The 23,799-nt window shown below is 58.7% G+C and carries 24 protein-coding genes and 3 pseudogenes; 15 read left to right on the top strand and 12 right to left on the bottom strand.

What is annotated here, in order from left to right; genetic code table 11:
• The first annotated feature begins 266 nt into the window (after positions 1–266).
• Both cspE and dsrB read left to right on the top strand, forming a co-directional pair.
• Complete coding sequence (cspE, locus tag IT763_RS14530) at positions 267–479, top strand: transcription antiterminator/RNA stability regulator CspE (protein ID WP_004935122.1); 213 nt, start codon at positions 267–269, stop codon at positions 477–479.
• Positions 480–799: 320 nt separating this feature from the next.
• On the top strand, positions 800–1,000 hold the full coding sequence (gene dsrB / locus IT763_RS14525) for a protein DsrB (RefSeq protein ID WP_004935117.1): 201 nt from the start codon (positions 800–802) through the stop codon (positions 998–1,000).
• A 217-nt stretch (positions 1,001–1,217) separates the two neighbouring features.
• Here the strand turns inward: dsrB and rcsA are convergent, their stop codons facing one another.
• Positions 1,218–1,847, bottom strand: a complete 630-nt coding sequence (rcsA, locus tag IT763_RS14520; RefSeq protein WP_004935115.1) for a transcriptional regulator RcsA — start codon at positions 1,845–1,847, stop codon at positions 1,218–1,220.
• 796 nt (positions 1,848–2,643) lie between these two features.
• Between rcsA and IT763_RS14515 the strand changes: the two genes are divergently transcribed.
• The gene (locus IT763_RS14515; protein WP_080353574.1) at positions 2,644–3,285 is read left to right on the top strand and encodes a GNAT family N-acetyltransferase; all 642 of its coding nucleotides are present in this window, start codon (positions 2,644–2,646) and stop codon (positions 3,283–3,285) included.
• Positions 3,286–3,298: 13 nt separating this feature from the next.
• Here the strand turns inward: IT763_RS14515 and IT763_RS14510 are convergent, their stop codons facing one another.
• Positions 3,299–4,714 carry a pyridoxal-dependent decarboxylase gene (locus IT763_RS14510; RefSeq protein ID WP_033641392.1) on the bottom strand — a complete coding sequence of 472 codons (1,416 nt, stop codon included), beginning with the start codon at positions 4,712–4,714 and terminating at the stop codon, positions 3,299–3,301.
• A gap of 101 nt (positions 4,715–4,815) precedes the next feature.
• On the opposite strand from IT763_RS14510, the gene IT763_RS14505 reads away from it, so the two are divergent.
• Positions 4,816–5,691 carry a LysR substrate-binding domain-containing protein gene (locus IT763_RS14505; RefSeq protein WP_016927211.1) on the top strand — a complete coding sequence of 292 codons (876 nt, stop codon included), beginning with the start codon at positions 4,816–4,818 and terminating at the stop codon, positions 5,689–5,691.
• Here the strand turns inward: IT763_RS14505 and IT763_RS14500 are convergent.
• Entirely contained in the window at positions 5,688–7,073 is a 1,386-nt protein-coding gene (locus IT763_RS14500; protein ID WP_143778263.1) for a CoA transferase, read from the bottom strand. The two genes, IT763_RS14505 and IT763_RS14500, sit on opposite strands and share 4 nt — an antisense overlap.
• Positions 7,074–7,134: 61 nt before the next feature.
• Positions 7,135–7,296, bottom strand: a complete 162-nt coding sequence (locus IT763_RS14495; protein WP_176062997.1) for a hypothetical protein — start codon at positions 7,294–7,296, stop codon at positions 7,135–7,137.
• A 432-nt stretch (positions 7,297–7,728) separates the two neighbouring features.
• Here IT763_RS14495 and IT763_RS14490 point away from each other — a divergent pair, with 432 nt between their 5' ends.
• The gene (locus IT763_RS14490; protein ID WP_028128127.1) at positions 7,729–8,427 is read left to right on the top strand and encodes an MgtC family protein; all 699 of its coding nucleotides are present in this window, start codon (positions 7,729–7,731) and stop codon (positions 8,425–8,427) included.
• A gap of 243 nt (positions 8,428–8,670) precedes the next feature.
• The gene (mgtA, locus tag IT763_RS14485) at positions 8,671–11,370 is read left to right on the top strand and encodes a magnesium-translocating P-type ATPase (protein ID WP_028128126.1); all 2,700 of its coding nucleotides are present in this window, start codon (positions 8,671–8,673) and stop codon (positions 11,368–11,370) included.
• A gap of 48 nt (positions 11,371–11,418) precedes the next feature.
• Here mgtA and IT763_RS14480 read toward each other — a convergent pair whose 3' ends face one another.
• The 4 genes from IT763_RS14480 to IT763_RS14465 form a co-directional block, all read right to left on the bottom strand.
• Positions 11,419–12,192: a DUF3307 domain-containing protein gene (locus tag IT763_RS14480; RefSeq protein WP_151254662.1), complete on the bottom strand. Its 774-nt coding sequence runs from the start codon at positions 12,190–12,192 to the stop codon at positions 11,419–11,421.
• Positions 12,193–12,194: 2 nt separating this feature from the next.
• Entirely contained in the window at positions 12,195–12,791 is a 597-nt protein-coding gene (locus IT763_RS14475; protein ID WP_015378329.1) for a hypothetical protein, read from the bottom strand.
• Positions 12,792–13,004: 213 nt separating this feature from the next.
• Complete coding sequence (locus tag IT763_RS14470; protein WP_004935085.1) at positions 13,005–13,184, bottom strand: hypothetical protein; 180 nt, start codon at positions 13,182–13,184, stop codon at positions 13,005–13,007.
• Positions 13,185–13,279: 95 nt separating this feature from the next.
• Positions 13,280–14,389 carry a YbdK family carboxylate-amine ligase gene (locus IT763_RS14465; protein ID WP_151254663.1) on the bottom strand — a complete coding sequence of 370 codons (1,110 nt, stop codon included), beginning with the start codon at positions 14,387–14,389 and terminating at the stop codon, positions 13,280–13,282.
• A 151-nt stretch (positions 14,390–14,540) separates the two neighbouring features.
• Here IT763_RS14465 and IT763_RS14460 point away from each other — a divergent pair, with 151 nt between their 5' ends.
• The 3 genes from IT763_RS14460 to arsC all read left to right on the top strand — a co-directional run bounded on the left by IT763_RS14460 (position 14,541) and on the right by arsC (position 16,666).
• Positions 14,541–14,867 (top strand): metalloregulator ArsR/SmtB family transcription factor, encoded by a 327-nt coding sequence (locus IT763_RS14460; protein WP_049300280.1) that lies wholly within the window; start codon positions 14,541–14,543, stop codon positions 14,865–14,867.
• 69 nt (positions 14,868–14,936) lie between these two features.
• Positions 14,937–16,226: an arsenic transporter gene (locus tag IT763_RS14455; protein ID WP_049300279.1), complete on the top strand. Its 1,290-nt coding sequence runs from the start codon at positions 14,937–14,939 to the stop codon at positions 16,224–16,226.
• 14 nt (positions 16,227–16,240) lie between these two features.
• Complete coding sequence (arsC, locus tag IT763_RS14450; protein ID WP_016927221.1) at positions 16,241–16,666, top strand: glutaredoxin-dependent arsenate reductase; 426 nt, start codon at positions 16,241–16,243, stop codon at positions 16,664–16,666.
• A 32-nt stretch (positions 16,667–16,698) separates the two neighbouring features.
• On the opposite strand, the gene IT763_RS14445 is transcribed toward arsC, so the two are convergent.
• Genes IT763_RS14445 through fdhD form a run of 3 tightly spaced genes read right to left on the bottom strand, consistent with a single transcriptional unit; the run spans position 16,699 to position 19,514 of the window.
• Positions 16,699–17,661, bottom strand: a complete 963-nt coding sequence (locus IT763_RS14445; protein WP_016927222.1) for a Dyp-type peroxidase — start codon at positions 17,659–17,661, stop codon at positions 16,699–16,701.
• 34 nt (positions 17,662–17,695) lie between these two features.
• Positions 17,696–18,613 carry a bestrophin family protein gene (locus tag IT763_RS14440; RefSeq protein WP_016927223.1) on the bottom strand — a complete coding sequence of 306 codons (918 nt, stop codon included), beginning with the start codon at positions 18,611–18,613 and terminating at the stop codon, positions 17,696–17,698.
• Positions 18,614–18,671: 58 nt separating this feature from the next.
• Positions 18,672–19,514 (bottom strand): formate dehydrogenase accessory sulfurtransferase FdhD, encoded by an 843-nt coding sequence (gene fdhD / locus IT763_RS14435; protein ID WP_049300278.1) that lies wholly within the window; start codon positions 19,512–19,514, stop codon positions 18,672–18,674.
• Between the two features lie 294 nt (positions 19,515–19,808).
• Between fdhD and IT763_RS14430 the strand changes: the two are divergent.
• The 3 genes and pseudogenes from IT763_RS14430 to IT763_RS14420 all read left to right on the top strand — a co-directional run.
• Positions 19,809–19,994 (top strand): annotated as a pseudogene (locus IT763_RS14430) (DNA polymerase V); the annotation flags it as partial.
• A 152-nt stretch (positions 19,995–20,146) separates the two neighbouring features.
• Complete coding sequence (locus IT763_RS14425; RefSeq protein WP_239664309.1) at positions 20,147–20,656, top strand: recombinase family protein; 510 nt, start codon at positions 20,147–20,149, stop codon at positions 20,654–20,656.
• Positions 20,657–20,731: 75 nt separating this feature from the next.
• A complete protein-coding gene (locus IT763_RS14420; protein WP_126502249.1) occupies positions 20,732–21,103 on the top strand; it encodes a hypothetical protein in 372 nt (123 codons plus the stop codon).
• A 58-nt stretch (positions 21,104–21,161) separates the two neighbouring features.
• Here the strand turns inward: IT763_RS14420 and IT763_RS23395 are convergent.
• Positions 21,162–21,395: pseudogene (locus tag IT763_RS23395) on the bottom strand (resolvase); the annotation flags it as partial.
• Positions 21,396–21,416: 21 nt separating this feature from the next.
• On the opposite strand from IT763_RS23395, the pseudogene IT763_RS23470 reads away from it, so the two are divergent.
• The 3 genes and pseudogenes from IT763_RS23470 to umuC all read left to right on the top strand — a co-directional run.
• Positions 21,417–21,596 (top strand): annotated as a pseudogene (locus IT763_RS23470) (hypothetical protein); the annotation flags it as partial.
• A gap of 188 nt (positions 21,597–21,784) precedes the next feature.
• Positions 21,785–22,219 (top strand): translesion error-prone DNA polymerase V autoproteolytic subunit, encoded by a 435-nt coding sequence (umuD, locus tag IT763_RS14415; RefSeq protein WP_047574693.1) that lies wholly within the window; start codon positions 21,785–21,787, stop codon positions 22,217–22,219.
• Between the two features lie 2 nt (positions 22,220–22,221).
• Complete coding sequence (gene umuC, locus IT763_RS14410) at positions 22,222–23,574, top strand: translesion error-prone DNA polymerase V subunit UmuC (RefSeq protein ID WP_241005476.1); 1,353 nt, start codon at positions 22,222–22,224, stop codon at positions 23,572–23,574.
• Positions 23,575–23,799: the final 225 nt, after the last annotated feature.

Raw genomic sequence — 23,799 nt, 5'->3', positions numbered from 1 at the left:
CAGGGTCAATTCCTGTGCGTTTAGCCGAGATTAGCGCCCCATTGCGGCGAAAAAGGTTGCTATTGCCGCTCGCTCATGAGTTAATGATGTCGGCCTGTGGTACAGACCTATTTATGCACGACATTTTGAGTAAAGTAGTTCAAATTTAAAGCGTTATCCCGGATAGCCCTTCTCTGACGAATTTCCTTTCCAGTGCCTCCATAAGTAACTGATGACCGGCTACCTCGCCCATGGCGGCTTACATTTATTATTGAAGGAAATTAGACATGTCTAACATGATCAAAGGTCAAGTGAAGTGGTTCAACGAAGCTAAAGGTTTTGGTTTCATCACCCCAGCAGACGGCAGCAAAGACGTATTCGTACACTTCTCTGCTATCCAGGATCAAGGCTTCAAGACCCTGGCTGAAGGCCAGAACGTACAGTTCTCTATCGAGAACGGTGCGAAAGGTCCATCTGCGGCTAACGTTACCGCTATCTAATTGGCGCCTGGCGCTGATTGAGAAAAACCCGCCGCGGCGGGTTTTTTTATGCCTGCAATTCAGCGGTGCGCAAAAAAAAGCCCGCAAGTCTGCGGGCAAAAGTTCCTTGTTACTTCTTCATTTGCGAGCGCTTCTCTGGGGGGGAAACGCCTGAAGACAGGCTACGCGAGACCGGCTTAAGATTCTGCGGCCAAACCGTTAAGAAAGTGAAAATCCAGGCGGCTGCTACGCTGATAGCAGAGGCCGGCAGGGCTGGAGCGGTGTCCATCACCTCCGGTTTTGTAATACACTGACGGCAATCGCAAATAATGGAGAAGGGTATGCAGGTTAACGATCGAGTGACGGTAAAAACAGACGGCGGCCCGCGGCGTGAAGGCGTCATTCTGGCCGTAGAGGTGTTCAACGAAGGCACCATGTATCTGGTTTCTCTTGACGACTACCCGGCGGGCGTCTGGTTTTTTAATGAAATCGACAGCCGTGACGGCACGTTTGTGGAGCCCTGTCGCGAGCACGGGCAGTAACTTAGGCTAATCTCATTAATTTGCTAATGAAATTGTCCATTTTGAGATTATTTCATTGCGGTAAGATTTTTTTTATCGACGGCAAAAAAATACCCGTTGCGCTAGCGGGGGATAACGCAGCAGGTATTTTTTTGTGGTTCCAGCGGCGGCTATCCAGATGACATTATCACCGGGTATTTAACGGCTGGTAAAACAGAGCGGGGGCGTTCTCTGTGGTTCAGCGGCTATTGACGAATATTCCACTGGTCAATGTATCGGTCAAACGAACAACGTGATAAATGATCTGCTTGTTGTGCGTTTTTATTTTCCGCTTGATGTTTCCCTTGTGGGAAGAGACCGTTTTGGCCTTTATTTGCATCTGGTCTGATATCTGGATGGTGCCTTGACCGGACATCCACATGCGTAACATGTTTGATTCAGTCTGGCTCAGCGTTACCGGCGTTTGATCCAGAGAGGATTTCTCCGTACGCAGAGACGTTCTCTCGAGATAGTGACTAAGTAGCTGATTCATAGTCTCTGGCTTGATGGATTTTGACGATATGATGACGTTCTTGCGAACATATAAATAATCGTCGAAATGTACGTTGGTAATGGCCATGAAGATGAAGAATAACGTATCCGGGTGCAGTGAAATGACCCGTTTTATTCGCTCGGTGGCGTTTGCTTCGTGGATGAAGCAGTCCTCGTTAATAAACACCAGGCTCGGATTCAACTTGCTGCATTTTTCATGCAGGCTGTCAATGTCCTCGATGGCATTAATATGGCGCTTCTTCACGCCATGCGAAGTCAGATAGTCGGTTAACCCCAATCTGGTATAGCTACATGAATCCATGATAATCGTTGGCATATCGCACCCCCACTTAAATCCGTTTTACTGCGGTAATATGAGAAAAAGCCTAAAAAGCCGAAAGGCAAAATGGAGCAATAATTCAGTGTAGCGAGTGTTCTATCAATAAACACGGCGTCACTCAATGATATTTTCATACTAAACTTATTAATTGCATGAATCTATAAGTTTGGCTTAAGTCAGAGCGATCTGCTGCTCGTCCAGCTTCGGCATGTTGAGCCTGATCTGCGCTTGGCGCCCGTGCCTGTCTGCATTGCTTGCCGCGAATCTGTTCATCATGTCACGAAACAAAATTTTAGTTTGCTAGGAAAAGTCTTAAAAAAAATTCATGTGTCGTTTTTTTGACGTCTTTCAGCGCATTTTTTGAGTGGACAAAAAACGCTCCATCTGGTGTTTTTCGTTTTTTTATTTAAAAATCATTAAGTTATGGTGTTTTTCTGCTTTCCATGCTAATGATTAGCACTTCTTTTTTTATCATAACGGCAAACGAAAGTTAACATTATGGCCGGAATGTGTAGCTTATTTGTTGCTATAAATCACCGTTTTACAATGAGTTATCTGGATATTTATTTTACATGAAATAGTTTTCGTGAATGTTTAACGGTGATTCAGTGATTTCTCTAAACTATCATCCTGCGGCCCGATCCGCAGGGGAGGAATGGCAGGTCGGAGTTGTCTCTGGCTCGCGTTGGTTTTAACTTGCCTCTCCACCTTTCAAAAACAGGATGTCGCGGTGAGACGGAATCAGTATGGGCAGCCGATAGGCGAAGCCCTCCCTCATTGGCAGCCGGCAGGCATGCCCGGGCACTCGCCGTTGCAAGGGCGGTTTTGCCGCCTCGAACCGCTTAACCTCGCGCGCTGGGGGGAGGCGCTTTATCAGGCTTATCAATCCGCCGAGGACGATCGCGACTGGACTTATCTGTTTTGGGAACGGCCGCAGTCGCGCGCAGATTTCCAGCGTTATCTTCAGGCTCAGGCGTCCAGCGCTGACAGAAACACGATGGTAGTGATCGATCAGTCAAACGGGTGCGCGGTGGGAAGCTGCGCTTTTTTGCGCATCGATCCTGCCAACGGCGTGGCCGAACTGGGCACCATCAACTGGTCGCCGCTGATGAAGCGCAGCGCGCTGGGCAGCGAGGCGATTTTCCTGATGCTGCGGCATCTGTTCGACGATCTTGGCTACCGGCGCTGCGAATGGAAATGCGATAGCCTCAATCTGCCTTCACGCCAGGCCGCCGAGCGCTTGGGTTTCCGCTATGAAGGCACGTTCCGCCAGGCCGTCGTCGTCAAAGGACGCACGCGCGACACCGACTGGCTGTCGATCGTCGACGGGGAATGGCCGGCGCGGCGCGCGGCGTTTGCCGCCTGGCTGTCGCCGGATAACATCGGCGATGACGGGCGGCAAGAACGGCGTTTGCTGGCCTTCCAACTCGGGTAATACGCCGCGCGCGCTAGGCCGTTTCCGCCAGGCAATGGCGCAGCGAGTCCAACGCCAGCCGGATGTCCTGTTCCTCCGTCATCCAGTTGACCAGCGCGGCGCGGATCCCCGGCTGACCGTTATAGCGCGTAGGGGTGCAGCGCACCACGCCGTGCCGGCTCAGGCGCTCGAGAAAGCGATCGCGCGCCGCCTCGCTGTCGCCCTGTGGATGGCTGAGTGCGAAGCACACCACGTTCAAATTCACCGGCGCCAGCAGCTGGAAACCGTCATCGGCTGCCAGCGCCGCCCCCAGCGCCTGCGCCAATCGGACGTTGCGCTCGACGATATCCCGTATGCCGCTGCGGCCATAGGCTTTCAGCGTCAGCCAAAGCGGCAGGGCGCGGAAGCGGCGCGAATTTTCCGGCGTCAGATGCAGATAGTTGTCTGGCCGCAATGTCGGTGCTTCCAGGTAGGCCGAATGGTTCTGAAATACCTGCATTTGCAGATCCAAATGGCGGGTAAATTGGATCGCGCTGTCATAAGGCACGTTCAGCCATTTGTGCGCGTCGACAGTGATGGAATCGGCATGCTGCCAGCCCTCAAGTCTTGGAGCGTAGAGCGGCGAGCAGGCCGCCACGCCGCCAAATGCCGCATCGACATGCAGCCAAAACGGATAACGCTCCCGCAGCGCCAGCAGACGCGGCAGGTCGTCGAAAGCGACGGTGTTGACCGTACCGGCGCTGGCCAGTACCAACGTTGGCTGGCCGGCGCCGGCGGCGAGCTGCCGTTCCAGTGCTTCCATATCCATGGCTTCAGACTCCGGCAGGCTGGCGACGGTCGTCAGCGCCTCGCGGCCGATACCGAGCATGCTGAGCGCCTTCACGCTGCTGGAATGTGGATTGGCCGACAATACCCGGATGGAACCCAGCGCCGCCAGGCCCTGTTGGGCGATATCCACGCCGTGCTGTTGTCCCAGCCACTGCCGGCCAATGGCCAGCCCGGTGAAATTGGCCATGGTCGCGCCGCTGACCAGGCTGCCGCTGAACGTTTCCGGCAGGCCCAGCAGGGATTTCAACTGCGTCACGGCCGCCAGCTCGATCGTGGCTGCGATGGTATCATGGCTGAGCAAGCTATTTTGGTCTGTCACGCTAACCAGCCAGTCCGCTGCGACCGCCGCCGGGGTGCCGCCGCCGGTGACGAAGCCGAAATAACGCGGGCCGGCGCTGGCGGAAATGCCGGCCTGATAACGTTGCCAAAAACGCTCCAGCGCCGCCAGGGCGCCTTCGCCGTTTTCATCTAGTCGATCGTCGCCCGGTTGCAGCTGCTGATGCTCGAGCGGCGGGCAGACCGAGCGTTGCTGCAGCCCGGTCAGGAAATCTTCCGCCAACTGGCGGGTGTGGTCGAGGATCTGCGGAAACTGCGCGAGATCCTGTTGTAAACGTGGGTGCATGGTGGCTCCGAAAGCGTCAGGGATGATGGGGTAAACATAGAACATTTGCCTGCCGGTCAAAATCGATGAAAAATAACCTTTTTGGATAGCCTGGTTAACCAATGATGAATGAACGCATTCCCCTGCATGTCTTGCCGACCTTTGCGATCGCCGCCAGGTTGGAAAATTTGCGCGCTACGGCGGAACAGGTGCATTTGACGCACGGTGCGGTCAGCCAGCAAATTCAGCTGCTGGAGCAGGCGGTCGGCTATCCGCTGTTTGAACGGCGCGGGCGCGGCGTGCGCCTGAATGCGGCCGGGAAAGAGATGCTGGCGGCGGTGGAACCGGCGCTGCAGGCGCTGCAGCAGGGAGTCGCCCGCGCCCGGCGTGCGGCGACAAGCCAGACGCTGCGCATCAGCGTGTTGCCGTCTTTTGCCCATTATTGGCTGTTGCCGCGTCTGCCTGCTTTTCATGAGGCCTGCGCCGATATTGCGCTGGATATCGATGCGTCGCTGGCGCTGCAGGATCTGTCGCAGCGAGGGTTCGATGCGGCGATCCGCATCGGCAGCGGTCAATGGGCGGGGCTGCAGGCGCAGCGCATCGCGTCGGGTGACGTGCTGCCTGTCGCTTCGCCGGATATGGCGCGAGAATGGGGGGCGGCGTTCGAGAACGGTGGCGATATTCCGTTGCTCGAGCACGACGTCAGTCCCTGGCGCGACTGGTTCAACGCGCAGGGGCGGCCGTTATGCGGGCGGCAACAGGCGTTGTTCAACGATGCCGGATTGTTGATTCGCGCGGCGGAGCAAGGGTTTGGCATCGCGTTGGCGAAAAAGCTGCTGGTCCAGGATGCTCTCGACGCGGGGAGACTGGTGGCGTTGGCCGCGCCCCGTCGTCTGAGCGATGACGACGTTTATCTGGTGTGGCCGCAGACCGCCGGGTTGACGCCGGCGGTCACCCGCTTGCTGCAGTGGCTGCAGCAACAGTTGGCGGCGATTTAGCGGCGTAGCCATTCCGGTTGCGAGGTGCCGAGCGTAGTCGCCGGCAGCGCCCATTGCAGCGCCGTGCCCTGCAGGCTTAACGGGGCGCGCAGGCGTTGCGCGGCCCCCCAGTAAGTCAATTCCGTTTCCGGGTTCTCGTCGGCGGTTCCGGCCGGTGCCAGCGGTTCCGGCCGGTAGTCTGCCGAACAGGGATGCGCCAGCAGCAACTGCGCCGTGCGCGCCAGCGACAGCCGCGCGTGGTAGCCGGTGCCGCGGCTCAGGCGCTGCGCCATACCGGTCAGCACCGCCGCCGCCATCAAATAGCCGGTGGCGTGATCCAGCGCCTGTACCGGCAACGGCACCGGCAAACTGGCGCTGCGCCAAACCATGCCCGCCTCCGCCAACCCACAGCTCATCTGTACCAGGCTGTCGAAACCGCGCCGGGTGCGCCACGGCCCGCTCCAGCCGTAGGCATTCAGGCAGACGTCTATCAGGCCCGGCGCCAGCGCGCGTCTTTCCTCCGCGCCATAGCCCAACTTCTCCAGCGCACCGGCACGGTAGCCGTGCACGATCACGTCGGTGTTTCTCAGCAGATGTTCAAACGTATGGCGATCGTGCGCATTGGTCAGGTTGAGGCGCGTGCTGCGTTTGCCCAGCATGACTTCATGTTCAACGCCAGGCTCATCCCAACCGTAGGGATCGATGCGCAGCACGTCGGCGCCCAAACCGGCAAGAAAACGCGTGGCGATCGGCCCGGCGAGAATGCGCGTCAGGTCCAGCACCCGCACGCCGTGCAGCGGCCGGGCGACGGGTAGCGCCCAGCCCGGCGGTGGCGCTTCCGGCTGCAGCGAGGCGTGGATCAGCGGTTCGAGCGCCACGCTTTTGCCCTGAATATGTTGTCGCCACGCGGCCGCCGAGCGCATTTGGGCCGCGCAGCCGCCGGCCTCGATCACCGCTTCCTCCAGCTCGCTTTTTTTCCAGCCCAGCACGCGTTCCGCCAGCGTGCCTTTATCCGATGCCGAACCCAGCACCTGCTCCACCGCTCGCCGATGGTGCGGCGCATTGGTATGTAGGCGTATCCAGCCATCCGCCGTCGCATAGTCGCCGGCCAGTGCATCCCAGGCCGCAGGCAGCGTCCACCCCAGCGGACGCAGCGTCCAGCCGAACCAGAGCGAGGCCAGGCGTTGATCGATCCAGACCTGCGGCGCGTCGGCCGCCTCGCGGCGAAGCAACTCGGCGCAGGCCAAACCGGCGGCGCCCCAGGCGGCGGTAGCCAATTCGGTCACGGGAAACGCCGAAGGCAATGCGCCGGTGCCGCTTACGGTTAGCCGGTCGGCGGGGGCGGGGCGCTGCCCCAGGCTTTGCCAAATTTCGTCGAGCAGAGTGTGGATCAGAGGCGTCATCGGCCACTCCTTGCGGGTCGTCGGAAATATAGCCTAGCGTAGCCCACTGCCGGCGACCTTGCTAAGGCGCAACGTCGAACGTGCGGCCGTCGGCCAGTGTGGCGCGCAGGCTGTGGGCCGCGATGCCGGCGAAAGGCTGCGCGCTGAAATTGGCGGTCAGCGCTTTGTCCCATAGGGCCTGATGCAGCGGCCGGAAGGCGGTGTCGGCGCCCAATGTCGCCATCTTCTATTTGTGACATCGAAATATCATCGCCGTATTCCAGTTTATTTTTCGTTTAATAAATTAGCCTTTACTTCATTATCCGACGTCACTATACTCAGCCAAAATTTCGGTGGAGAAACCCAATTGGACAGTTGTAGTTGTAATAAAACAAATAAGGCAAGCTGACCAATTCTCTTCTGATTTGTTGCTTGCCGTTATCGGCGGGCAGCACCCCTCTCCAGTTATTTCTGAGCTGTGCATACCCGAGTAATAAACGTTTCCTGATGCCTGACGGTTTCAGGTGAATCGAGTTGGACGTTATTATGGTATTTTGCAGCCACAGCCTTTTCCCTCCAGGCACGACACGCTGATTCGCTGATTTATTTTCAGCGCGCTTTCGCGTGTGCTAAACAGCACATGATTTTATCTCCTGCGGTTATTAAGGGGACAGTCATGGCGATGACTCCTTTCGTTTTAAATTTATTGCTGGCGATGTGCCTGGGCGCGGTAATTGGCGCTGAGCGCCAGTGGCGCCAGCGCATGGCTGGCCTGCGCACCAATGCGCTGGTGGCGACCGGTGCGGCGGTCTTTATTCTCAGCGCCATGTCCACCGATCCGGCCAGCGCCGGCCGGGTGGCCGCGCAGATCGTATCCGGTATCGGTTTCCTCGGCGCCGGCGTTATCATGCGTGAAGGGCTGAACATTCGCGGCCTCAACACCGCCGCCACGCTGTGGTGTTCGGCGGGGATTGGCGTCCTGTGCGGCCTGGGCCAGCATTGGGATGCGGTGGTCGCTACGCTGGTGATCCTGTGCGCCAATATCCTGCTGCGCGAAGCCGCGCAGCGCATCAATCTGCAGCCGCATCAGCAGGCGACCGATCTGGAATTGTGCTACCGCATTCAGGTGACCTGCGGCGAGCAGGACGAAATTCTGGTGCGCACCCTGATCTTGCAGGCGCTGAACGGCGTCGCCTTGCGGCTGCAATCCTTGCGCAGCGCCGATATTTCCAGTCCGGGGCAATTGGAAGTGTGCGCGGAAATTACCGCCACTCCGGCCGCGCAAAAAGAAATCGAAGGTATTGTTTGCCGCGTCAGTCTGGAAAAAAGCGTGAGTGCCGTTCGCTGGCGCGTCGCGTCCGAATTACCGGTCTGAATAATAATATAAATATTGATTAACTTGATTATATGTTCGGTTTTATTCATGAGTACCTTGAATAACGTGGGGCATTAAGGAGGCGTTATGGACGATGACCCCGGAAGGGAAATGATTCTTGCGTGGCTGACAGGGTAATTCCGCCATTTAGTCACGCTAATTAAAAATTCCACTCTGCGCAGAGTCACCCGTTTATCGGGCGGGATATCCCTGTGCGTAGAACGAAAATAAGAGAATAGCGTTATGACTCAGATTAATGAAAGAATGCGTCGCCGTGATAAAGATGCGGCGGCCTACGCCATTGCGCAAGAGGCGACCAACAGCATCGCCCAAACGCTGGCGAACCTGAAGTGCAACCGCAACGGCTTGACCCAGGACGACGCCGATGAGCGGCTGGAGCAGTTCGGCGCCAACCAGGTCGCCCACGACAAGGCGCCGCATGCCTTGATTCAGCTGATCAAGGCCTTCAACAACCCGTTTATCTTCGTACTGATGGTGCTGGCTGCGATCAGTTTCTTTACCGATTATTGGCTGCCGCGCCAGAACGGTGAAGAAACTGAACTCACCGGCGTCATTATCATTCTGACCATGGTCACGCTGAGCGGGCTGCTGCGTTTTTGGCAGGAATACCGCACCAACAAAGCGGCGGAAGCGTTGAAGTCGATGGTGCGCACCACCGCCACGGTGCTGCGCCGCAGCAGCTACAGCGCGCATCCGCTGACGCTGGAAGTGCCGATCCGTGAACTGGTGCCGGGGGATATCATTCAGCTCTCCGCCGGTGACATGGTGCCGGCCGACGTGCGTCTTATCGCCTCGCGCGATCTGTTCATCAGCCAGGCGATTTTGACCGGCGAAGCGATCCCGATCGAGAAATACGATGCCATGGGCAACGTGGCGCAGAAGTCGAGCGAAGGGGAAGTATCCAGCGAGAACGCGCTGCTTGAGCTGTCCAATATCTGCCTGATGGGCACCAACGTCGCCAGCGGCACCGCCACGGCGGTGGTGGTGGCGACCGGCGGGCGCACTTACTTCGGCTCGCTGGCCAAGTCGATCGTCGGTTCGCGGGCGCAAACCGCGTTCGATCGCGGGGTGAACAGCGTCAGCTGGCTGCTGATTCGCTTCATGCTGGTGATGGTGCCGGTGGTGTTGCTGATCAACGGTTTCACCAAAGGCGACTGGAGCGAGGCGGCGCTGTTCGCACTGGCGGTGGCGGTCGGTCTGACGCCGGAAATGTTGCCGATGATCGTCAGCTCCAACCTGGCGAAAGGGGCGATCGCCATGTCGCGCCGCAAGGTGGTGGTGAAGCGCCTGAACGCCATTCAGAACTTCGGCGCCATGGACGTGCTCTGCACCGACAAGACCGGCACGCTGACCCAGGATCGCATCATTCTCGAGCACCACATCGACGTCACTGGCGCCAGAGATAACGAGGTGCTGCACCTGGCCTGGCTGAACAGCTTCCATCAGAGCGGCATGAAGAACCTGATGGATCAGGCGGTGATCCGCTTTGGCCGCGGCAAACCGGGGATTGAAGCCCTGGGGCGTTTCAGCAAGGTGGATGAGCTGCCGTTCGATTTCGTGCGCCGCCGTTTGTCGATCGTGGTGGCGGACGAAAATGGCAAGCAGCAGCTGATCTGTAAGGGCGCGGTAGAGGAGATGCTTGAGATCGCCACCCACGTGCGCGAAGGCGACAAAACGCTGGAACTGGACGACGCGCGCCGTGCGGCGCTGCAGGCGTTGGCTCGCGAGTATAACGAAGACGGTTTCCGCGTGCTGGTGCTGGCGACGCGCGAACTGGATGCGAAGCGCCCGGCCGAACCGTTGAGCGTGGCCGACGAGCGCGACATGGTGGTGCAAGGGCTGCTGACTTTCCTTGACCCGCCGAAGGAGAGCGCGCAGCAGGCGATCGCCGCGCTGCAGGAAAACGGTGTGACGGTGAAGGTGCTGACCGGCGACAACCCGGTGATCACCTGCAAGATTTGCCGCGATGTCGGGCTGGAGCCGGGCGAGCCGCTCTCCGGGCTGCAGATTGAACAGATGGATGACGAAGAGCTGGCGCGCGAAGTGGAACAGCGTACGGTCTTCACCAAGCTGACGCCGCTGCAGAAATCGCGGGTGCTGAAAATGTTGCAGAGCAACGGCCATACCGTCGGCTTCCTCGGCGACGGCATCAACGATGCGCCGGCGCTGCGCGACGCCGACGTCGGCATCTCGGTCGACACCGGCACCGACATCGCCAAGGAATCGGCGGACATCATCCTGTTGGAAAAGAACCTGATGGTGCTGGAAGAGGGGGTGATCAAAGGGCGCGAAACCTTCGGCAATATCATCAAGTACCTGAACATGACCGCCAGCTCCAACTTCGGCAACGTGTTCTCGGTGCTGGTGGCGAGCGCTTTCATCCCGTTCCTGCCGATGCTGGCGATCCACCTGTTGATTCAAAACCTGATGTACGACATTTCCCAGCTGTCGCTGCCGTGGGACAAGATGGACAAAGAGTTCCTGCGCAAGCCGCGCAAGTGGGATTCCAAAAACATCGGGCGCTTTATGCTGTGGATTGGGCCGACCTCGTCGATCTTCGATATTACGACCTATGCGCTGATGTGGTACGTCTTCGCCGCCAACAGCGTAGAACACCAGGCGCTGTTCCAGTCCGGCTGGTTCATTGAGGGGCTGCTGTCGCAAACGCTGGTGGTGCATATGCTGCGCACCCAGAAGATCCCGTTCATTCAGAGCACCGCGGCGCTGCCGGTGTTGCTGACCACCGGGTTGGTGATGGCGCTCGGCATCTACATTCCGTTCTCGCCGCTCGGCGCCCTGGTTGGCCTGCAGCCGCTGCCGTGGGAATACTTCCCGTGGTTGGCCGCTACGCTGGTCAGCTACTGCGTGGTCGCCCAGTTGATGAAGCGTTTCTATATCCGCCGCTTCGGCGAGTGGCTGTAAGCCGCCTCGGCGTTCGCTCCAGGGGCGAAATTCGTCGCCCCTGCACCGCTACAGCAGTTTGTTGACCAGCAGGCCGAGCATGATGGTCAGCGTGAAGGAAAACAACGTGCCGAGCAGCACATACTCGGTACGCATCTTATCGTCGCTCTGGCGCAGATCGCCGAAACGGAAGATAGATTTGGCCGCCAGCAAAAAGCCGATCGCCGGGATTTGCCCCAGCAGCACGAAGGTCAGGATCAGCGTTCTCTCCAGATAGCCAATCTGTTTGCCCGCGCGCAGCAGCGAGTCGTTGTCGGCCTTGGCCGAAGGCGGCATTTGCGGCGTCCAGTGCGCCAGCAGTTGCCCGATCAGCAGGCTCATCGGCAGATAAATCAGGCTGTAGGCCACCAGCACCAGCCCGGTTTGCCAACGCCCCAGCTGCCGCCCCAGCGCGGCGAGCAGTTCACCGGCGTTCGGCGTTAGCCCCAGCCACAGCAAGGCGATCACCGCCAGATGCAATCCCTGATCGAGCAGGAAACTGCGGGCCGGGCTCAGGCGGTTCATCGCGGTGACTTTCAGCAAATCGATCAGGTAGTGGCTGACGGCGATGACCAGCAGGCTGGCCAGCACCTGCAGTGAAGAAAGCCCGCCATGCAGCAGGCCGAAACCGGCCACCACCCAGGCGGCCAGCACCCCGTGCAGCAACGCGTGCAACACCAGAAAACGCGAACGCGCGCGATGCCGAATTTTATCTTCCACCCAACTCAGCGGCTGCAGCGGAAAATCCGCCAGCAGATGGACGAGCAACAGCCAGGCCAGCAAAGGCGCATAGGTCAGATCCATGGTCAGACGATCCTGTTAATGGCGTGAATAAACCGCATGATTTCCTCGTAGGCCGCGCGTTTCAGCGCGGCGGAGACCGTGGAGGCGGCTTTTTGCAGCTGGTCCGCCACGGCGGCGCCGCTGTCGGCGAACATTCTCGCCTGAACGATGCGCGCTTCGGCCTGTGACAGGCGGCCAATCACATGATCTAACATCGGCAGCAGATCGCTGACAATGGCGTTTGTCCGATCGTTGTCGGTTTTCAGAGCCAGCCGGCAATTTTTTGCCATGGCGTCCAGCGCGCTGCCGGAGTTGATAAAGGCGCTGCCGTAACCGGCGGCGTCGGGCCGTTGGCTGCCCAGCCCGACGGCGATGCGCGCATCCCAGTGCGCGGCGCCCATCGCTCGCAGCGCGAGGCGAATGTACACCGCCAGCAACAGCCCGTCCTCCGGGGCGGCCTGCGCCTGGAAGGCATCGCCGCGAAAGATTTCCACCTGATGCAGCCGCCCGTCACGCCGCAGTCGATCGAGCAGGTTATGCAGCCCATTGAGGTAGTTGACGGTGTCTGATCGGCGGGAATCGACCAGATCGCCGCTGATTACGCTGATTGGCGTCGGCATGGCGCGTTCCATTGTTTGTGGAGAGATAACTATAAATTCGCACCTGGATACGAATATGTCAATAATTCGCCTCTGGGTACGAATTTACGGGGTTTTCGCCTGTGGGGACGAAACGAGGCAGGATGAGGAACGGGGAATGAACGGCCGGGAATGCGCGGGCCTGTCAGGCTCGCCACCGGCGGCGTAGAGGGAAAATGGCCGGCAACCGGCTGTTCAGAAGCTTTTAACCAGCACGTCACGCGGCATTTCGCTGCCGTGTTTCAGCAGATGCTCAAACGATCGCTCGCTGCTTTTCAGTTGCTGCAAAAATTCCTGCGGCGACAGATCGTGTTTTTTGCCGCTCATGTAAGCCAGCGCCAGTTCTTTTGCCTGATAGCGGGAGAAGTTGTACATGGTGTCCTCGATACGGTGAATGTCAGTGCTCACGATTGTAGCGAAAGAGCACATAATGAACAGCGGCTTTGGCGTATGGAATCGATAGCCGAAACTTAACTTGCAGGCTGCAACAGCTCATCGCACAGGCGCTTGATCACCTGAGCTTGCGGCAGGCCGTTGTGCAACATCTGGCGGATATGCTCCGAATCGCTGATGCCCTGGCGGACATGGCGCTCGACGGCCTGCAGCAGGGCACGATCCTCCCGCCGCTCGGCAAAACCGCTCAGCGCTTCGAGAGTGTGCAGGATGTGGGCGGTCAGGCTGCTGCGGCGCAGCGTCGCGGGATCGACGTATTCGGCGGCAAAGCCGCTGCGATAGGCGTTGATCTTGTTGTAATTGGTGAAGGCATCGTATTCCGGCGCGATCGGTGAGCGGTGCTGCAACAGAAAATCGGCCAGCAGGCGGCAGTAACCGACCAGCAGCACGGCGTGGGTGAGGCGCAGCGGCGTATCGCAGATGCGGATCTCCACCGTGCCCAGCTCCGGTTTTGGCCGCGCATCCCAGTAAATATCCTTGACGCTTTCAATCACGCCGGCGGCATTCAACCGTTCGTAGTAGGCGTTGAATTCATGCCAGCTGTAGATGTGTTCCAGGCATCCGTAGTTGGGGAAGGAGTTCTGGGCGCTGAAGCGGGAACTGGCAAAGCACGTGTCGACCCCTTGATACAGCGGCGACGAGGCGCTGAGCGCGATCAACTGCGGAAAGTAGGGCGTCAGCGCATGGCACAGGTACATCGCTTCGTCCCCGTCGTTGACGCCGAGGTGAATGTGTTGGCCGAACACGCAGGCCAGCTTGGAGAGATAGCCAAAACGGCTGGCCAGCTGCCTGTAGCGCGCGTTGTCGCTGATGACCTGCTTGCGCCAGTCGTTGCTCAGGTGGCGGCCACCGCCGCAGACGTCACAGCCCAGGCGCTGCGCGCTGCGTCGGACGGTATGGGTCAGGGCGCGCAGCTCGGTGTGCAGCTCATCGAGATCGCGGTGCACCGAGCTGTTCAGTTCCACCATCGATTTGGTGAGCTCATGCTTGACGCGCCGGCGGTCGCCGACCGCGCCGACCACCCGATCGGCTCGATCCGTAAGATCGTAGTGTTCGGCATCGACCAGCTGTAACTCTATTTCGGTGCCGATGGAGAGCCTTTCCGAACGTTTGAATGTGAGCGGCATGGTACCTCCTTCCTGCAAGAACGGCATAAAGATAAGTATATGTCTCGGTGAGGAGGGCAACGTTTTGCATTTTATATTTGTTTTTTCGAATGTGAAGCTGGTATCTTCACGAGCGAGTTGTGGTGAAGAGAAAGGTTAACGGGAGTGTGACATGCCGTCATTGACGCCGCTGAAGCTGTTTAAAAACCTGTCTGACGAGACGCGTCTGACCTTGGTGCTGCTGTTGCGCCACGCCGGTGAACTGTGCGTGTGCGAGCTGTCGGGCGCACTGGCGCTGCCGCAACCCAAGATTTCAAGGCATCTGGCGATGCTGCGTGAAAGCGGGCTGCTGCTCGATCGGCGCGATGGTAAATGGATACATTATCGCCTGTCGCCGCATATGCCGGCCTGGGCGGCGGCGATTATTGAGCAGGCTTATCAGTGCCGGCCAGAACAGATGACGGAGTTAGCGCAACGCGTGGCGAAAGGTTGCCCGTAACGGTAAAAAATTTACGCAAACACATATGAAAAATCGAATATGTAAACTTAAAGGGGCGGAAGGACAGCGATGATAGTGGCAGGGGCGATCTTTATTCTGACGTTGATCTTGGTCATCTGGCAACCGAAGGGGCTGGGTATTGGCTGGAGTGCGTCGATCGGGGCGGGATTGGCATTATTGAGCGGCGTGGTGCACGTCGGCGACATCCCCGTGGTATGGCAGATAGTCTGGAATGCGACTGCGACCTTTATCGCCGTCATCATCATCAGCCTGTTGCTGGATGAAAGTGGCTTTTTTGCCTGGGCCGCCTTGCACGTCGCGCGCTGGGGCAACGGCAGGGGCCGCTGGCTGTTTACCTATATGCTCCTGTTGGGCGCGGCTGTGGCGGCGCTGTTCGCCAATGATGGCGCCGCGTTAATCCTCACGCCGATCGTGATCGCCATGCTGTCGGCGCTCGGTTTTCGTCCTGCTGCGGTGCTGGCTTTCGTCATGGCGGCGGGCTTTATCGCCGATACCGCCAGCCTGCCGCTGGTGGTGTCCAACCTGGTGAATATCGTTTCGGCGGATTTCTTTCACTTGGGCTTTACGGAGTATGCGGCGGTGATGGTGCCGGTCAACCTCGTCGCCGTGGCGGCGACGCTGGTGATGTTGCATCTGTTCTTCCGCAAGGATATTCCGCCGGGCTATGCGCTGACGCGTTTACCGGTGCCGCGGGAAGCGATTCGCGATCGCGCGACGTTTCGAGCCGGTTGGGCGGTATTGGCGCTGTTGCTGATTGGCTTTTTCGCCCTGGAACCGCTCGGCGTGCCGGTGAGTTTGGTCGCCGCCAGCGGCGCGCTGGTGCTGCTGGCGGTTGCGAAACGCGGGCGGGCGATCGATACCGGTAAAGTGCTGCGCGGGGCGCCCTGGCAGATCGTGATTTTCTCGCTGGGCATGTATCTGGTGGTCTATGGGCTGCGCAATGCCGGCTTGACCGATCTGCTGTCCGGTGTGCTGGATGCGCTGGCGCGGCAGGGGCTGTGGGCGGCGACGCTCGGCACCGGCTTCCTGAGTGCGTTTCTCTCTTCCGTCATGAATAACATGCCGACGGTGCTGGTGGGGGCGCTGTCGATCGACGGCAGCGGCGCGGAAGGCGTCATCAGGCAGGCGATGATTTACGCTAACGTCATCGGCAGCGATCTCGGCCCTAAAATCACCCCGATCGGCAGCCTGGCCACGTTGCTGTGGCTGCATGTGTTGGCAAGGAAAAACATCGTCATTACCTGGGGCTATTATTTCCGCGCAGGACTGGTGATGACGCTGCCAATTCTGTTCGTCACCCTGGCAGCGCTGGCGCTGCGGCTGTCCGTTTTATCCTAACCGGAGAAACCGTCATGAGCAGTATCAAGATTTATCACAACCCGGCCTGCGGCACGTCGCGCAATACGTTGGCGCTGATCCGCAACAGCGGCGTTGAGCCGGAGGTGATTCTGTATCTGGAAACGCCTCCCAGCCGCGAACGGTTGATTGCGTTGCTGGCCGACATGAACATGCCGCCGCGCGCGTTGTTGCGAAAAAACGTCGAGCCTTACGCCGAGCTGCAGCTGGACGACAGCGCCTGGAGCGACGAACAACTGATCGACTTCATGGTGCAACAGCCGATCCTGATCAATCGCCCCATCGTGGTGACGCCGCTTGGCACGCGCCTATGCCGTCCGTCGGAGGCGGTGTTGGAGATTCTGCCGGATCCGCAGCGCGGCGCCTTCAGCAAAGAAGACGGCGAGCCGGTGATCGACGCGCAGGGCCGCAGGATAACCTAAGGCTGATCGCTGCGGCCCCGCATTTCGGCCAATCAGTGCAGTTCGGCGCCGCTGCGATCGGCCAGCGCTTCCAGCAGCGGGGCGGAAGGCACGAAGAACAGGGTGCCGGTCACCGCGCGGCTAAAATCGAGCAGCCGATCGTAGTTGCCGGCCGGGCGGCCGATAAACATGTTTTCCAGCATCTGCTCGATCGGCTGCGGGGAGCGCGCATAGCCGATAAAGTAGGTGCCGAACTCGCGCAGGCCGGGGCGGCCGAACGGCATGTTGTCGCGCAGAATTTTCACCTCGTTGCCTTGCTCGTCGGTGATGGTGGTCAGCGAACTGTGCGACGACGACGGTTTGACCGCTTCATCCAGCTCGATGTTGGACTGCTTATGGCGGCCGATGATCTTCTCCTGCGTTTCCACGCTGAGCGAATTCCAGCCCTGCATGTCGTGCAGGTATTTCTGCACCAGCACATAGCTGCCGCCGCTGAACGCCGCGTCTTCGTCGCCGATCACCGTGTAGTCGAAGGCTTCGTGCCCTTCCGGGTTCTCCGTGCCGTCGACGAAGCCGATCATGGCGCGCTGATCGAAGTAACGGAAGCCGTGCACCTCCTCGATCACCGTCACGGCGTCGCCGAGCTTGGCGGTCAACTGAGAGGCCAGTTCAAAACACAGATCCATTTCATCGGCGCGGATATGCAGCAGGATGTCGCCAGGCGTGGCGACGGCGACGCGTTCCCCGCTGCCGATCGGGCTGAACGGATGCAGCTGGCGAGGGCGCGGTGCGCCGAACAGCGTATCCCAGGCCTCGGAGCCGAAGCCGCAGACGCAGGTGAGGTTGCCCGCCGGCGCGCGTTTGCCGACCGAACGCACCACGGCGGCGATGTCGCCGCACCAGGCGCGCACCGCCGCCAGATGGGCGGGAACGGGCGACAGGGTGGCGACGATAAAGATGGCATGGCGCGTCACCGGCGTGAATACGGCTTGCGGCAGGGGGGTATTTGCATTCATTGCATTCGGCTCCAGTGTGTTCGGGTGAAATAGCTCAGATCAAATTAAAGTGCTCGTCGGGTTTCATCGGCGGCGGCAGCGGGCTTTGGTCATTCATTTCCAGCAGGTTGCGCTCGATGGTGTTGCAGATGGCGTTTAACGGCAGATGGTTGGCCGACACGCCAAACGGATCCTCCAGCTCTTCGGCCAGTGAGTCCCAGGATAAGAAGGTATAGGAAATGAACACCGAAACAAACGGTGTCATGTAATGCAGGTCGGTCACCAGGGCAAAAGGCAACAGGCTGCAGAACAGGTAAACGGTGCGCTGCAGGATCAGGGTATAGGCGAACGGCACCGGCGTGCTGGCGAGCCGTTCGCAGCCGCCGAGGGCGTGGGACAGTTCGCTCAGCTTGTTGTCGAGCAGTTCGAAAGTGATGTCGCTCAGCAGCCCCTGTCGGCGCAGCTTGCCGATCTCCTGGCCCAGCATCAGCAGGATGCGGTTGGTCGGCATCGGGCTGGCGATCACCTCGGCCAGCTCTTTGCTGCTGAGATTGTGGTACAGATCGGCGGTGGGATCGGTGGCGCGCAGTTGATGCTTCAGGCTCCAGCTGAAGGCGATCAGCAGCTTGGCGACCTTTTGCTGCACCGCCGGTTCGTCCGGCAGCAGGCTTTTGATCTGTCGCAGCAGGGATCGCTCGGTAATCAGCAACGAGCCCCACAGGTTGCGCGCTTCGACAAAGCGGCTGTAGCCGGCATTATTGCGAAAGCCGAGAAAAATCGCGATGGCGATGCCCAGCAGGCTGAACGGCGCGATGGTTAAATGCACGCCGAGCTGTTCGTACCATTGGTAGCTGATCACCGCCACTATCGACATCAGCACGTTCAGCGACAGACGAAAGGTGATCTTTGACAGCACGGAACCGTGCCAGGCGAACAGGCGAAAAAACCAGTTCTGGTGCGGGCGAATTATCATGACGTGGATGCTTCCTGGTGTCCTGCTATTGAGAATAGTCGATTCTTATCCGGCGGCGTTAGGCCGCCGTTGTCGATTGCCAGAGCCGCTGCGGGTGCGTATAGACGGTGGCGCGCCCCGGCTTGCTGAAGCCCACCAGCGTCAGGTTGCTGCGCTCGGCCACCTCCACCGCCAGGCGGGTGGCGGCGGAAACGGCGAACAGGATCTCGACGCCGCACATGGCGGATTTTTGCACCATTTCATAGCTGGCGCGGCTCGACACGAGCGCCGCACCCTGCAGCCACGCCTGTTGGCTGCGGTAGCCCAGCAGCTTATCGAGCGCCACGTGGCGGCCGACGTCTTCACATCCGCCGCTGAGCGCGCCGTCCGGCTGGATCCAGGCCGCCGCGTGGGTGCAGCCGGTCAGTTTACCCACCGTTTGCACGTCCTGCAGCTGCGCCAATGCCCGGTCGAGCAGCGCCAAATCGAAACGTTGCGTGAAAGGCAGCGGCGCGATGGGCTGAGCAACCTCCTGCAGCTGCTCGACCCCGCAGACGCCGCAGCCGGTGCGGCCGGCCAGGCTGCGGCGCTTCTCTTTCAGCTGCATAAAGCGGCGGCTCGAGAGTTCCACATGCACTTCAATGCCGTTGCAGGCCGGTTGCTGGCGGATGTCGTAGATGTCGTCGGGGGAGGCGATGATGCCTTCGGACAGCGAAAAACCGATGGCGAAGGCCGCCAGATCTTTCGGCGTCGCCATCATCACCACGTGGGAAATGCCGTTGTACACCAGGGCGACCGGCACTTCTTCCGCCAGCCAATCCTGATGCACCTGTGCCAGATCGTTGCGCTGCCAGACCGCGTGGCGCGACAGGCATTCCTGTTTGATATCGTCGGTTTCTGCGAGGAGTAGGTGCTTGTTCATAACGTTCTCGTGACCGTCGGTGACGAGGCGCCGACGAGGATGAATTCTTATTAGCAGGTGTGGGGATTATACAGGATTCTGATCCCGCTCGCGTAGGGAATCACGCCCTGCAGGTTATCCACAGTTTTGGTGGATAACGTGTGTGCAAGGGGCAGTGAAACACTTAGCAGGCGTAAAAAAAAATCGCTCAGAAAATTATTATATTACGCGACAAAGCGCGATCCGCAGGGGGATAGGGGGTTGCACGCGTTCGCGTTTTGTTTATGCTTTACTGTATAAATATACAGTTTGGTTATGATTATGCTGAGCAATTCAAGGTTGTATGCTTTTTCACCAGGTGAGCCCCTGACGTTACCGCTGTTTGCCGATCGCGTGGCCTGCGGTTTTCCCTCCCCGGCGCAGGACTATGTCGAGAGCCGGCTGGATATCGGCAAACTGCTGGTGCGGCATCCTAATGCCACTTATTTCGTGCGTGGCGCGCGGACGGAACGTTCATAAAGCTGGAAGGTGACGCGCTGCAGGTCGCCGGCGGGTATCAGGCCGCGTATGATGCCGGACTGCCGGTGCAGATCCAGGTGAATGACGGCCGTATCCGGGCAAAGGAATAGACGCTGGGGTTGGAGCCTGTCCTCATCGGCGCTCTGCTGGAGACTGATGCGGAAGTATGCCGCCCCCAAACGGTAACTGATATTTTGCTGGTTGAGCAGATAGACCGCCTGACCCGTCTCAGCAACAGTGACTGGATGACGTTGAAAAAGCAGATTGAGCAGCATGAGTTACGGATTGTCAGCCTGGATGTCCCTACCTCATGGCAGGCGCTGTCAGAGAAAGATCCTTCACAGGCGGACCCGATCACCCGTGCAGTAATAACCGCCATCAATAACATGCTAATCGACCTGATGGCCGCGATGTCACATAAGGACTGGTTGAGTCGCCGCCAACGGCAAAAGCAGGGAATTGAACGGGCGCATACGTTGGGTAGATACCGGGGAAAGCAGGCAGATCAGGAACGACATCAGAAAGTCCTGTACTACCGACAGATTAAGAAACTGAGCATCCGAGAAACAGCAGACGCGACAGGCTACAGTACTTCCCAAGTTTGTCGCATTCAGGCCTTCTATAAAGAAGTTGAGACTGATTAAAAAGCAGCCTTAATGTACAATAATTTTCGATATCCAAACTGACCCCATGAACAATCAATGAGTTAGAGGTGAAAGATGATTTCATACAAAAAAATCATACCTGCTCTTGTCATATTCGCTTTATCTAATGCTGTGGCATATGCGAATGATTTCGACAAATCAAATGAAGCGATGGCAATTTCAGCAATAGGTTTTTCTGGCTCAAATGCTCGTGTTGCACATGATGTTTGTGGGGCAACCAATGAGAAAATTGATAAATATAAAAAACAAATAAAAGACTCATTAACTAGAACATTAAAGTATGAACAGTCAGGATTCGATACGCATTGGGATAATGGTTGGAAAAATGCTGATTTTTTGGTTAAGTCATTAAGTAATGATGAAGCCTATAAAAAAGAATATTGCCGAGAGGTTTTAGATGGAATTAATAATCCGGAAATGAATTAAGGATTATTCCTTATTCGGGGTTCTACGCCGGAACCCCAGATTTTTCCGTCCGCTAAAATTATCCCCGGTTGAGCAGCTTTATACCGTCAGCTCGCAGTGGACCATCAGGGGAAATGTGGCGGTACAGCGTTTGTCGGGTTATCCCAAGCTCCTGGCATAACGTACTGACTTTCGTCTCTGGCCGTCCCATTGATGCCATTGCCAGTCGCAATTTTATTGGCGTCATTTTGTAAGGCCGTCCGCCGTTCCTCCCGTGGGCTCTTGCTGAGGCAAGGCCTGCCGCTGTTCTTTGCGGCGCTGTACGCAGCAGAGACCGACGGCCGCGCGCGACTGGCTCGACACCCGCTTAGTCCCGCCCTCTGGTCAAATGCAGGCTGACGTGTACAGCCTGCAGGCAGAGGATTTCGTCTGGCAACCGGTATCGCCCGCCGTCGGCGCCGTTCGCAATGACAATCCCTCACTCATCCTGCCCATCGATACGCCAACGGTCTGAGTGCCGCATTATCCACAGTTTTGGTGGATATCATGTGTGCAAACACACGTGAAGAACGCCAAAAGCTGCAGGAAAAATCGCTCAGAAAATTATTATATTACGCGGGAAAGCGCGATCCGCAGGGGGATTGGGGGTTGCACGCGTTCGCGTTTTGTTTATGCTTAACTGTATAAATATACAGTTTGGTTATGATTATGCTGAGCAATTCAAGGTTGTATGCTTTTTCACCAGGTGAACCCCTAACGTTACCGCTGTTTGCCGATCGCGTGGCCTGCGGCTTTCCTTCCCCGGCGCAGGACTATGTCGAAGGCCGGCTGGACATCGGCAAGCTGTTGGTGCGGCACCCCAACGCCACCTATTTCGTGCGCGCCAGCGGCGAGTCGATGATCGACGGCAATATTCAGGATGGCGATCTGCTGATTGTCGACAGCGCCCTGACGCCGGAGCATGGCAATATCGTGATCGCCGCGGTGGATGGCGAATTCACCGTCAAAAAACTGCAGCGCCACCCCGATGTGCGGCTGTTGCCGATGAACCCCGCCTACGCGCCGATCGTGTTCGACGACGAAGCGCAGCTGGAGATCTTCGGCGTGGTGACCTTTATCGTCTACGCGGCGCTGTAACCATGTTCGCCCTGGTAGACGTCAACAGCTTCTACGCTTCCTGCGAGACCATTTTCCGGCCCGACCTGCGGGGGCGACCGGTGATAGTGCTGTCCAACAACGACGGCTGCGTGATCGCCCGCAGCGCCGAGGCGAAGGCGTTGGGCGTGCCGATGGGCGCGCCTTATTTCAAAATCAAAGAGGAGATGCGCCGTCGCAACGTTGCGGTGTTCTCCTCCAACTACGCGCTGTACGCCGATATGTCCCGCCGGGTGATGGACACGCTGGAGGAGATGGCGCCGGCGGTGGAGATTTATTCGCTGGACGAAGCCTTTCTGCGGCTGGACGGTGTGGCCCACTGCGAGGCGCTGGAGCCGTTCGGCCAGCGGGTGCGCGATCGCATCCGGCGCGAGCTGCATTTGACGGTCGGGGTCGGCATTGCGCCGAGCAAAACGCTGGCCAAGCTGGCCAACTTCGCTGCCAAGAAATGGCGCGGCACCGGCGGCGTGGTGGATTTATCCGATCCGGTGCGCCAGCGTAAACTGCTGGCGCTGCTTCCGGTGGAAGAGGTGTGGGGCGTGGGGCGCCGCCTGACTCGCCAGCTGCAGGCGATGGGTATTCACACCGCGCTACAGCTGGCGGACTGCGATACCCGTCTGGCGCGTAAAACCTTCAGCGTAGTGCTGGAGCGCACGATACGCGAGCTGCGCGGCGAATCGTGCCTGCAGTGGGAAGATGAGGCGGCGGCGAAAGAGCAGATCATCTGTTCCCGTTCGTTCGGCCAGCGGTTGACGCATTATCCGCACATGCGCGAGGCGATCTGCAGCTACGCCGAACGCGCCGCCGAAAAGCTGCGGCAGGAAAAGCGCTACTGCCGCAACGTCTCGGTGTTTATCAAAACCAGCCCGCATTCGGCGGGCGAAGGGTATTACAGCAATATGGGCACCGCCCGGCTGCAAACGCCGAGCAACGACAGCCGTGACATCATCGCCATGGCGGTGCGCGCGCTGGAGAGCATCTGGCAGGAAGGGCGGCGTTACCTGAAGGGCGGCGTGGTGCTGGGGGATTTCAGCGCCGCCGCCATGGCGCAGATCGACCTGTTCGACGACTGCCCGCCGCGCCGCAACAGCGAACGGCTGATGGCGACTCTCGATCGCCTGAATCAGGAAGGGCGCGGGCGCGTATGGTTCGCCGGGCAGGGGATCGTCAAGCCGTGGCAAATGAAGCGCGACATGCTGTCGCCGGCCTACACCACCCGGCTGGCGGATATCCCGGTGGCGCGGCTGGGGGAGCGGGCGCCGCGTGATGCCCCACGGGCTGCTGCGCAGCCCAATCCGTCGAGACCTAAGGGAATAGGCGATAATAAGGCAGGATAAGCATGGCATGATCTGTGCGCCGACGATCTTCACCGCGTCCACCCCCCCGAGTTCAGAACCCGGATGCGTCGCTGGCCGCCTGGCGGCAGGGCGCGTATGGCCTCCCTTTATTCGTCATTCACCGTTTTGTGTTGTTTGATCACATATGTCCCTTGGATATTTCGGTCTTTAACGCCTGTATTGCAAAAGGCGCGCATGCGTTGGCTCGTTGATTGTTTCACCGAC

This window comes from Serratia sp. CMO1, from assembly GCF_015689115.1.
GTDB classification, from domain to species: Bacteria; Pseudomonadota; Gammaproteobacteria; order Enterobacterales; family Enterobacteriaceae; genus Serratia; species Serratia marcescens.
Note: the sequence above shows the minus strand (reverse complement) of the source record. Positions and strands in the feature narration are given on the sequence as shown.

Coding starts and splice junctions, on each gene's coding strand:
- cspE (WP_004935122.1), top strand. CDS start 267: ATGTCTAACATGATCAAAGGTCAAGTGAAGTGGTTCAACGAAGCTAAA.
- dsrB (WP_004935117.1), top strand. CDS start 800: ATGCAGGTTAACGATCGAGTGACGGTAAAAACAGACGGCGGCCCGCGG.
- rcsA (WP_004935115.1), bottom strand. CDS start 1,847: ATGCCAACGATTATCATGGATTCATGTAGCTATACCAGATTGGGGTTA.
- IT763_RS14515 (WP_080353574.1), top strand. CDS start 2,644: ATGCCCGGGCACTCGCCGTTGCAAGGGCGGTTTTGCCGCCTCGAACCG.
- IT763_RS14510 (WP_033641392.1), bottom strand. CDS start 4,714: ATGCACCCACGTTTACAACAGGATCTCGCGCAGTTTCCGCAGATCCTC.
- IT763_RS14505 (WP_016927211.1), top strand. CDS start 4,816: ATGATGAATGAACGCATTCCCCTGCATGTCTTGCCGACCTTTGCGATC.
- IT763_RS14500 (WP_143778263.1), bottom strand. CDS start 7,073: ATGACGCCTCTGATCCACACTCTGCTCGACGAAATTTGGCAAAGCCTG.
- IT763_RS14495 (WP_176062997.1), bottom strand. CDS start 7,296: ATGGCGACATTGGGCGCCGACACCGCCTTCCGGCCGCTGCATCAGGCC.
- IT763_RS14490 (WP_028128127.1), top strand. CDS start 7,729: ATGGCGATGACTCCTTTCGTTTTAAATTTATTGCTGGCGATGTGCCTG.
- mgtA (WP_028128126.1), top strand. CDS start 8,671: ATGACTCAGATTAATGAAAGAATGCGTCGCCGTGATAAAGATGCGGCG.
- IT763_RS14480 (WP_151254662.1), bottom strand. CDS start 12,192: ATGGATCTGACCTATGCGCCTTTGCTGGCCTGGCTGTTGCTCGTCCAT.
- IT763_RS14475 (WP_015378329.1), bottom strand. CDS start 12,791: ATGCCGACGCCAATCAGCGTAATCAGCGGCGATCTGGTCGATTCCCGC.
- IT763_RS14470 (WP_004935085.1), bottom strand. CDS start 13,184: ATGTACAACTTCTCCCGCTATCAGGCAAAAGAACTGGCGCTGGCTTAC.
- IT763_RS14465 (WP_151254663.1), bottom strand. CDS start 14,389: ATGCCGCTCACATTCAAACGTTCGGAAAGGCTCTCCATCGGCACCGAA.
- IT763_RS14460 (WP_049300280.1), top strand. CDS start 14,541: ATGCCGTCATTGACGCCGCTGAAGCTGTTTAAAAACCTGTCTGACGAG.
- IT763_RS14455 (WP_049300279.1), top strand. CDS start 14,937: ATGATAGTGGCAGGGGCGATCTTTATTCTGACGTTGATCTTGGTCATC.
- arsC (WP_016927221.1), top strand. CDS start 16,241: ATGAGCAGTATCAAGATTTATCACAACCCGGCCTGCGGCACGTCGCGC.
- IT763_RS14445 (WP_016927222.1), bottom strand. CDS start 17,661: ATGAATGCAAATACCCCCCTGCCGCAAGCCGTATTCACGCCGGTGACG.
- IT763_RS14440 (WP_016927223.1), bottom strand. CDS start 18,613: ATGATAATTCGCCCGCACCAGAACTGGTTTTTTCGCCTGTTCGCCTGG.
- fdhD (WP_049300278.1), bottom strand. CDS start 19,514: ATGAACAAGCACCTACTCCTCGCAGAAACCGACGATATCAAACAGGAA.
- IT763_RS14420 (WP_126502249.1), top strand. CDS start 20,732: ATGATTTCATACAAAAAAATCATACCTGCTCTTGTCATATTCGCTTTA.
- umuD (WP_047574693.1), top strand. CDS start 21,785: ATGATTATGCTGAGCAATTCAAGGTTGTATGCTTTTTCACCAGGTGAA.
- umuC (WP_241005476.1), top strand. CDS start 22,222: ATGTTCGCCCTGGTAGACGTCAACAGCTTCTACGCTTCCTGCGAGACC.